Annotated in this window: 1 protein-coding gene; it reads left to right on the top strand. The window is 32.4% G+C overall.

The annotated features are described in order from the left end of the window. A partial coding sequence (locus tag GQR46_RS20100; protein WP_165742293.1) for a glycosyltransferase family A protein occupies positions 1 to 897 on the top strand: 897 nt, incomplete at its 5' end. Positions 898 to 984 lie beyond the last annotated feature (87 nt).

Here is a 984-nt window from a genome sequence, read left to right as displayed (position 1 = left end):
TTTCACTTAATTACAAAGTTTGAAAGTAAATTAGCTCTTAGTATAAGAGCTAATTCTCTACAAGAGTTATCTTTGAGAGTCGAAAGTTCAATCATTAATAAGCTTGATAACGACGCTAAGCAACTTATAGTGAGCTTTACCACCTACAGTAAAAGAATACATGATGTACATCTTGTAATAGAGTCAATTGCGCAGCAAACTTATAAGCCTAACCGTATTATTTTATGGTTAGATGAGAATGAATTTACCTTAGATACGATTCCTCTTGTTTTAAAAAAACAGATAGATAGAGGTTTAGAGGTTCGGTTTTGTCCGAATTATAAATCATATAAAAAGTTGATACCTACTTTACAACTTTTTCCTGATGCTGATATCGTTACTATTGATGACGATGTGTTATACCCACATGATATGCTGGAGCTTTTGCACCGTGAACACTTAAAACACCCTGAAAGTATTGTTGCACATTGCACCCGCAAAATAACTTACGATGCTAATAACAAGGTACAATCATATAGAGCTTGGAAGCATGAAAACCATACTTTTGAACCTAGTTTCAATACAGTGGCCATTGGCGTTGGCGGTGTTTTTTATCCTGCACACTCTTTAAGTGATGAGTGCTTAAATATTGATAAATTTACCGCTCTTGCACCTAATGCTGATGATATTTGGTTTAAAGCGATGGCAGTGCTTAATTGTACAAAGCATATAAAAGTTTTAGATGACAGAGATTTTGAATCACGTTTTTTAGTTATTGAGAGTTCGCAAGATATTGCACTAGCCAATAGCAACTTAATTGAAGCGAGCAAAAATGATATTCAAATTAATGCTGTTTTTGAGCATTATGAATTATATGCAACACTCACAGATTCTTTTAATAATTACAAAGTAGATTGATTTGGCTGCTTATTATTTAATACCAGTTATTATTTTATTGATTAACTTGTTTAAGGTAAGTCAAAAAAACTCATTCCAATTATGTTT

Source organism: Pseudoalteromonas sp. Z1A6 (assembly GCF_011378745.1).
GTDB classification, from domain to species: Bacteria; Pseudomonadota; Gammaproteobacteria; order Enterobacterales; family Alteromonadaceae; genus Pseudoalteromonas; species Pseudoalteromonas arctica.
The sequence above is the reverse complement of the archived record's forward strand: the minus strand, read 5'-3'. Positions and strand labels throughout refer to the sequence as shown.